At 72.4% G+C, this 7535-nt stretch carries 6 protein-coding genes; all 6 read left to right on the top strand.

The genetic code is table 11. The annotated features are described in order from the left end of the window. Positions 1 to 1212: HIT family protein (locus D7X12_RS36585; RefSeq protein ID WP_208719515.1), on the top strand; the 1212-nt coding region annotated here is incomplete at its 5' end. A 32-nt stretch (positions 1213 to 1244) separates the two neighbouring features. Then, on the top strand, positions 1245 to 2474 hold the full coding sequence (locus D7X12_RS36580) for an MFS transporter (RefSeq protein WP_158620198.1): 1230 nt from the start codon (positions 1245 to 1247) through the stop codon (positions 2472 to 2474). Positions 2475 to 2482: 8 nt separating this feature from the next. Next, positions 2483 to 5275: a cytidylate kinase family protein gene (locus tag D7X12_RS36575; protein ID WP_120629837.1), complete on the top strand. Its 2793-nt coding sequence runs from the start codon at positions 2483 to 2485 to the stop codon at positions 5273 to 5275. A 60-nt stretch (positions 5276 to 5335) separates the two neighbouring features. Beyond that, on the top strand, positions 5336 to 5920 hold the full coding sequence (locus D7X12_RS36570) for a YdeI/OmpD-associated family protein (RefSeq protein ID WP_120629836.1): 585 nt from the start codon (positions 5336 to 5338) through the stop codon (positions 5918 to 5920). A 19-nt stretch (positions 5921 to 5939) separates the two neighbouring features. Beyond that, a complete protein-coding gene (locus tag D7X12_RS43200; protein ID WP_158620197.1) occupies positions 5940 to 6089 on the top strand; it encodes a hypothetical protein in 150 nt (49 codons plus the stop codon). 15 nt (positions 6090 to 6104) lie between these two features. Next, positions 6105 to 7361, top strand: coding sequence for a glycosyltransferase (locus tag D7X12_RS36565; protein ID WP_120629835.1), 1257 nt, complete (start codon positions 6105 to 6107; stop codon positions 7359 to 7361). Positions 7362 to 7535: the final 174 nt, after the last annotated feature.

Raw genomic sequence — 7535 nt, 5'->3', positions numbered from 1 at the left:
CCCCTGTATCGCGCCGCGCACCCCCACCCAGGAGCCCTGGCCGTGAGTGATTGTCCCTTCTGTCGCATCGCCGGCCACGAGCGGTTGTTGTTCAGCACGCCGGGAGCCCGCGTGCTGTGTGATGCGCGCCCGGCCCTGGTCGGCCACGTCCTGGTGGTGTCCGAGTCCCACGTCCCTTCCGCGGAGGACCTGGACGGGCTGGACTCTTTGCGCTTCCGGCTGGCCCAGCAGGAGGTCGCCGCGCGCCTCCATGCCGTGTTCGGCGAGGTGGGGGTGTACGAGCACGGGCGCTCCGCCATCTGCCGCTTCCACTGCGCGGACCGGGGTGACACCCACGCCCATGCCCACGTGGTGCCCATCTCCTGCGACCTGGTGGAGCGCACGGGCTTCCTCACCCGGCTGGAGCGGCGCCCGCTCGCGGAGCAGCTCGTGGAGACGGACCGGTACGTGTACCAGGAGTCGGGCGCCACGCCCGTGTCCACCTGGGGCTTTGGCGGCGGCAACGTGCGGCGGCACTTCGTGCGCTCGGAGCTGCACCGGGTGCTCGAGGAGCGCGGCGCGCGCTGGGTCCCCCTGGATGCGCCGCCCTCCGAGCACCGCGAGACCAACGAGGAGTCAGTCCGGCTGCTGGGCACTCCCGCCGCCCCCGGCGGACACTGCGCCCTCTCCGGCGGCCCGCCCGCGTTCACCGAGCAGGCCTCGCGCGAGCTGGCGGCGCGGCTCGGCTGGACGCTGGTACGGCCCCAGGCGCTGCTGCGGCGGGTGGTCCGCCAGGAAGTGCTGGCCCCCGGGCAGTCGCTCGCGAACGTCGCCGCGGCGCTGGCCCGGGCCGTGGAGCTGGGCGCGGTGAGGCCCGGGCTCGACGAGGCCGACCTGGAGCCCTCCACGCCCGCGCTGCTGGCGCGCGAAGAGCACCTGTCACGCGACCCGGCCGTGTGGCAACAGCTCGGCGGGCTGCTGGAGGTCGTGCTGCGCGCGCGGCCCTCCGTCTTCGCGGACACCCGGCCGGAGGGCGCGGGCCGGGTGCCGGGGGACGGGCTGGTGGTGAGGCTGGCGGACGGCGCGGCGCGGCCGGCGGGGACGGCGTGGCATGAGCGACACGTGGACACCACGGGCCTGACGCCCGCGCAGGTCGCCGGGTGTGTCGCCCAGGCGTGGGAGCTGCGGCTCGCGGCGGTGACGCCCGAGAAGGCCTTCAGCGCGGCCGGGTGAATCCCTCCAACCGACTCTCTCCAGGAGCCTTCGTGTCCTCATCCAGCCCGGCGCGGCTCGCGCCCAATGTGCCCCGCTTCTACGCGTACTCGCTGCTGTCCACGCTCAGCTTCTGGTTCCCGGTCGCCATCCTCTACTACCAGGCGCGTGGGCTGAACTACGGCGAGATCATGCTGCTCGTCGTGGTGCAGTCCGTCTTCCAGTTCGCGCTGGAGGTCCCCAGCGGCGTCGTGGCGGACACGTGGGGCCGCAAGCACGCGCTCGTCATCGCCGCGGTGTGCAAGGTCGTCTTCCTCGCCCTCTTCCTCGTGGGCAACGGCCTGGGCGTCTTCGTGCTCGCGTCGGCGGTGCTCGGCATCCACCTGGCCTTCGAGTCCGGCTCCGACTCCGCCTTCCTCTACGACACGCTCAAGTCCCTGGGCCGCGAGGGCGAGTACCGGGAGCACGAGGGCAGGGCGTGGTCCTACCGGCTGGGGAGCATGGGGGTGGGCTCGCTGCTGGGGGGCGCGGCGGCGGAGGTGTCGCTGCGGCTGCCGGTGCTGCTCACGCTGCTGGGCTCGGCCGCGGCGCTCGTCGTGGCCCTCACCTTCCGCGAGCCACCGCACCATCGCTCCACGCGGGACAAGCCCTCCGTGGCCCACATGCGCCACGCGGCCTCCGTGGTGTGGGCGAGCGGCCCCCTGCGCTACCTGGTCCTCTTCTCCGGCTTCATGGGCGCGGCGATGCTGACGGGCTTCAAGTTCTCGCAGCCGTACATGCATGAGGCGGGCGTGGACCTGAAGTTCTTCGGGGCCATCTACTTCGTGTGGATGCTGTCCAGCGCGGTGGTGGCCCGGAACACGCACCGCATCGTCAGGTGGACCGGGGAGTCGCTGGCCCTGCTGTCCATCCCCGTGCTGCTGGCGGCGCACTACTTCTTCCTCGCCTGGAGCACGAGCCTGGCCGGCGTGGGCGTCATCCTCATCAGCCAGCTCACCAGCGGCCTGGTGCGCCCCCTGGTCAACGACACCCTCCACAAGGGCATCCCCTCCTCGCACCGCGCCACGGTGATGTCGTTCGCCGGCTTCTTCCAGAGCCTGGTGCTGATGGTGCTGTCCCCGCTGTTCGGAGTGCTGGCGGATCGCCACTCGATGTCGGCGGCCTTCGGGGCGGAGGGGCTCTTCGTGGTCGTCGCGGGCGTCATCCCGCTGGCGCTGCTCGCCGTGCACCGTCCATCTCCCGTCCCCGCCATCACCGCCGAACCGCGAGCCCCCACGTCATGAGCCAGTCCATGGCCGCCACCGTCCCCGTCCTGTCCACTCCGGCCCCGCTGGAGGCCTTCATCCCCCACGGTCCGGTGGAGGGCTGCCGCTGGTGCGCGGTGGGCCCGGAGGCCGAGGAGGTGCGCCTGGGCGAGGACGCCTTCGGCCTGCTGTCACGCCGTGCCGGGTCAGGCGGCGTGGAGCACGTGCTCTTCCCGCGCGCCGCGTGGGGCAACCACCTCACCCGGTCCCGGCTGTCGCAGGTGCTGGGCTTCGTGGAGGCGAAGTTGAGCGCGGCGTGGACGGCCCGCTTCGCGCCGGAGGGGAGCGCGGGCTGTCACTTCCACGTCCTGCTGGGACGGAGGGCGGAGCGCTTTCGCGCCTTCACCCGCATGACGGAGGTGCCCCTGGCCCTGCCCGTCCAGCGCGGGCAGGCGTCCGCGGGGCTGGTGCGAGGCTGGGGAGTGGGGGCGGTCCTCGTGAAGGCCGCCACGACGCGGGACGCGGTGGAGCTGGCGTGGGACTTCGTCGAGCACCTGTTGACGGAGAACGTGCCGCACGAGGTGTACGCCTGGAAGGAGGAGACAGGCGTGGTGCTGGGGGTGGTGACCTCCGTGTCGGAGGAGGCGGTGGAGCCGCGCTACCGCCACGCCCTGCGAGGGGCCGCCACGGCGCAGCGCCGCGACGGGCAGCGGGCCTTCGCCGAGCGTCTGCGCGCGGGCCCCCGGAGCCCCTGGGTGGCGATGGGCGACATCGACAAGCTCCAGTGCCTCAACCGCCTCTATGGCCGCCGGCTCGTGGGGGATGAGAGCCACGGGATGATCCGCCGCCTCTTCGAGCGGCTGGACGCGGTGGCCCGGCGCGACGGGGCCTGCTTCTTCCGCTACCTCTCCGGCGACGAGTTCGGGGTCATCTCCCGTCCGGGGGCCACGGCCTCGGAGTTCGGCCGGACCCTGGAGGCGATGCGGGAGTCCGCGCGCGCCCTGGCGGAGGAGCTCGCGGTGCTGCGGGTGACGGGCGTGGACGGGTGCGAGCAGGACGTGGGCGGCCTGCCCTCGGTGGCGGCGTGGCTGGCCGAGCCGAACGGGGGCGTGCGGCTGCTCGTCTGGAAGCGCGCGGAGGCCGGCGCGGAGCAGACGCGGAGCGAATGGGAGCAGTGGCTCCGCGCGCGACTGGGTGACAGCGTGAAGGTGAGCGCCGACCCCTTCCAGGAGGGAGTCCTGTGGGCGCCGACCCTCTCCATGGGAGCCACGCCGGCTCCGGACGGAGGGGATGAGCGGTTCGCGGAGGCCATGGCCCTGGCCACGTCCCTGTGCAAGCAGGCCAAGACGCGCCGGGACAGCATCGTGCTGGTGGAGCATCCGCCCACGGATGCGGAAGCCGGGGACGGCGACTCCGCCATCCTGCGGCCCCAGGCGAGGGCCCTGCTGCGCTGGCTGCACGCGGAGGGCGCGCTTCCAGCGCCGAAGGAGCTGAAGGATCCGGTGACGGGGCTCTTGTCCCAGGAGGCGCTGGAGGGAGAGCTGCTGGGGACGGGCCTGGGAGCGCAGGAGACGTTCATCCAGCTCACCGACAGCGCCTACACCTCCGAGCGCTTCGTGGAGCAGGAGCACCGCCCCATCAAGTGGGGCCCCGAGCACCAGGGCACGTGCATGGGCGCGCGCATCATGGCGGTCAACGAGTTCTACGGCTTCGACGCGGGCTCGGAGGCCATCCAGTTGGTGGCGGCCTCGGTGCTGCGCCACCTGCGCGCGGGCTGGCGCGAGCAGGTGCGCGTGGCCCGGGCACCGCCGGACAAGGTGCAGCTCTGGCTCGCCGGCCCCACATCGACGTCCGAGGTGCTGGCGTTCCTGGACGACGTGCAGCAGGAGATGAACGACGCGCTCCTGCCGGGCCTCACCGTGCGGCTCAAGGCGGTGTGCCTCCGGGGTGCGCACGTGTCTCGCGGCGCGGAGGTGTTGGACATGGTGGATCCGCTGCGCTCGCTGGAGGAGACGGTGGACGTGGACGTCTCGCCGCGAGAGCAGCGGGAGCCGGGGCGCGGGAACGTGCTCGCCACCCATGACATCCCCGTGGACGACGTGAAGCGGAGGCGCGCCTTCCAGGCCGCCAGCGCACGCTTCCTGGAGGGACAGGCCCGCGAGGCGGCGGACGAGTTGCTGCGCGTCTACCGGGACCGGATGCCCCGCATGAGGCGGGAGCGCGCGGGCGACCTGGCGGGGCCCACGGCCTGGACGGTGGTGATTGGAGGCCGGCACGGCGCGGGCAAGAACACGCTGGCCGAGCGGCTCGCGAGCGCGGTGGGCCTGCGCGCCTTCAACGTCGGAGACCTCAAGCGCCGGATGGCCGCGGTCCGGGGCTTCCCGAGCGTGCAGCGCTACGGGGCCTCGCTGGACGGCGGCGCGGCCCGGGAGCTGGATGCGTTCCTCGACGGGCTTCAGGAGGAGCGCATCCTCCAGGGAGGGGCCCTCCTCCACAGCTTCTTCGGACCGTGGGTGGTGTCACGCCTGGAGCCGGAACTGGCCCGGCGCGGAGGACGGGTGCTGCGGGTGCTCCTGGAGTGTCCGCTGGAGGAGCGCGCTCGACGGGTGCACGCACGGCATGCCGAAGGCGATGCACCGGGCACGCTGGAGGAGGTGCGGGAGCAGCTGGCGGCCCGGGACGCGGCGGACCTCCAGAACTTCGCGCGACTCGCGGGCAGCGCCTGGGCCGGGGAGCTGCTTCGCCCGGAGCGGTACGACCTGGTGCTGGACACCTCCAGGTTGTCAGCGGAGGACGTCACCGCGCGGGCTCTGGAGTGGCTCGCCGCGAACCGCACCTGAGTCCGGTCAGGACTGATAAGCAGCACCGTGAGCGCCCCTTTCCCACCGGAGGAGTCACGCGTGCCGAAGAAGCCTGCCGTCAACGAGGCCGAGGTGATTGCCTTCCGCGACGCCGCGGAGTTCGCGGCCTGGCTGGACGCGCATGTCGACCTGCAAGCCGGGGTGTGGCTGAAGCTCGCGAAGAAGGGGTCGGGCATCCCCTCGTTGACTGACGACGAGGCGGTCGACGTCGGCCTTTGCTACGGCTGGATCTCCGGCCTGCGCAAGTCCTACGACGACGTCTACTACCTGCAGAAGTACGTGCCCCGCCGGCCGCGCAGCCGCTGGTCGCGAATCAATGTGGACAAGGTCGGGGAGCTGCTCGCGGCGGGACGGATGCGACCGTCCGGACTGGCCGAGGTTGACGCCGCCAAGGCGGACGGCCGGTGGGCCGCCGCCTATGAGTCGCAGCGCAACGCCACCGTCCCACCCGAGCTCGCCGCGGCCCTGGCGGCGAGCCCTCGGGCGGCGAAGGCGTTCGACGCGTACAGCAAGACCGAGCAGTACGCAGTGATATTGAAAATCGTGACCGCCCGCACCGCCACGGCCCGCGCCGCCCAGCTCCGCAAGGCCCTGGCCGTGCTCGAGGCGCACGGCGCATCGTGATTTGAAATGGGATTCCCTCATGCAACGACTCCCCGCTCGTCCCAAGTCCTCGTTGTCCCTGCGTCCCCGCCTGGTCCTGTTGCGGGATGACCTCGCGGGCCAGGGCACCGCGGAGGACCCCGGCATCCGCGGGTCCTTCGACGCCGTGGCCGCTGCCCGGGCGAACTGAGCAGGGCCCTGCCCGATGGCCACGGTCGGAATCTACATGCTGCCCGAGTACGGTGGCCTCAACGCCACCTTCGCCCTGGCCAGGACGCTGGTGCGCCGGGGCCACCGCGTCCGCTACTTCGTGCCCGAGGCCTTCGAGGCGCACGTGACGCGGCAGGGCTTCGAGAGCACCCGCTACACCGAGCGGCTCCGCGTCTCCCCGAGCTGGGCGACGCGCGTCCCCGGCGTGCGCTTCCTGCACCTGCGCGCGCGCTACAACGAACACCTCGCGGCCGAGTTCAACGCGTGGGTGGACGCGGATGCGCTCGACGGGGTGCTGGTGGATCCGGTGGTGTGGAACGTGGCCGCGGGCGCGCTCGAGCGCGGGCTCCCGTACCTCAGCCTCAACCCCACGTACTCCGCCCCCTTCTCGCTGGACTACCCGTCCGTACACTCGTCGGCCATTCCCCCTCGCGGTGGTGCGAGCGCACGCGCGCGCAACCTCGTGGCGTGGACGTTCCAGGCGAGGATCCCCTGGCACCGGAGCCTGTATGACCGCGCCCTCAGCTGGGCGGGACACGAGTCCTTCCGGCGCGCGGGACGCCGCTTGCGGTGGGGGGACTTCGGCTACCGGCCGGACGTGCCGGAGCTGGTGATTGGTCCCAGGGCCCTGGACTTCGAACCGCTGCGCGACCTTCCGCACCGGCACTACGTGGGTACGAGCGTGGAGCCCTCACGCCACGACGGCACCTTCGATTGGAGCGGCTACGACGCGTCCAGGCCGCTCGCCTACTGTTCGCTGGGGACGTTCGGCGACGGCCAGGCGTCCGCGCTGCGCTTCTTCACCGCCGTCATCGAGTCCTTCCGCCAGCGAGAGGGCTGGCAGCTCATCGTGAGCTGCGGCGCCCTGGCCGAACAGCTCCGGAGCAAGGCGCTGCCGCCGTCCATCCGCGTGGAGGCCTCGGTTCCACAGCTGGAGATCCTCCCCCGGGCGCGGCTGTTCCTGAACCACGGAGGCATCGGCTCCGTGCGCGAGGCGATGTACTTCGGCGTCCCGATGCTCCTGTTCCCCTTCGGCGCGGATCAGCCCGGACTGACGGCGCGGCTGGTGCACCACCAGCTCGGGCTCCGGGGAGATATCCGCACGAAGGACGCCCGTGTCATCACCGAGCGGGTGGACGCGCTGCTCGGGCGCGACGACATCACCACGGCCATGGAGGCGATGAAGCAGCGCTGCCGCAGCTCGCGCGAGCTTGAGGAGGGGGTGGACGTCATCGAGCGGCACCTCGCCTGAGGTGCACCCGCGGCCTCCGCGCGAGCGCCTTCCCCCACCGCATCGCGCATCACCGAGGCCGTGGTGGCGGAGGCACCAGGGAACGCTCGCACTGGGCGTGGGTCCTGGCGCATCCTCTCGCGCGAATGCCTCCGATGCCCACGTTCCCCTCCCCCGCCGCGCACCGTCCGAGCC

This window comes from Corallococcus sicarius (genome assembly GCF_003611735.1).
Classification (GTDB): domain Bacteria; phylum Myxococcota; class Myxococcia; order Myxococcales; family Myxococcaceae; genus Corallococcus; species Corallococcus sicarius.
This window is presented reverse-complemented; position numbering and strand designations above follow the sequence as displayed.

Excerpts from the sequence above, each read along its gene's own strand:
- D7X12_RS36575 (WP_120629837.1), top strand. The coding sequence starts at position 2,483 with ATGGCCGCCACCGTCCCCGTCCTGTCCACTCCGGCCCCGCTGGAGGCC.
- D7X12_RS43200 (WP_158620197.1), top strand. The coding sequence starts at position 5,940 with ATGCAACGACTCCCCGCTCGTCCCAAGTCCTCGTTGTCCCTGCGTCCC.
- D7X12_RS36565 (WP_120629835.1), top strand. The coding sequence starts at position 6,105 with ATGGCCACGGTCGGAATCTACATGCTGCCCGAGTACGGTGGCCTCAAC.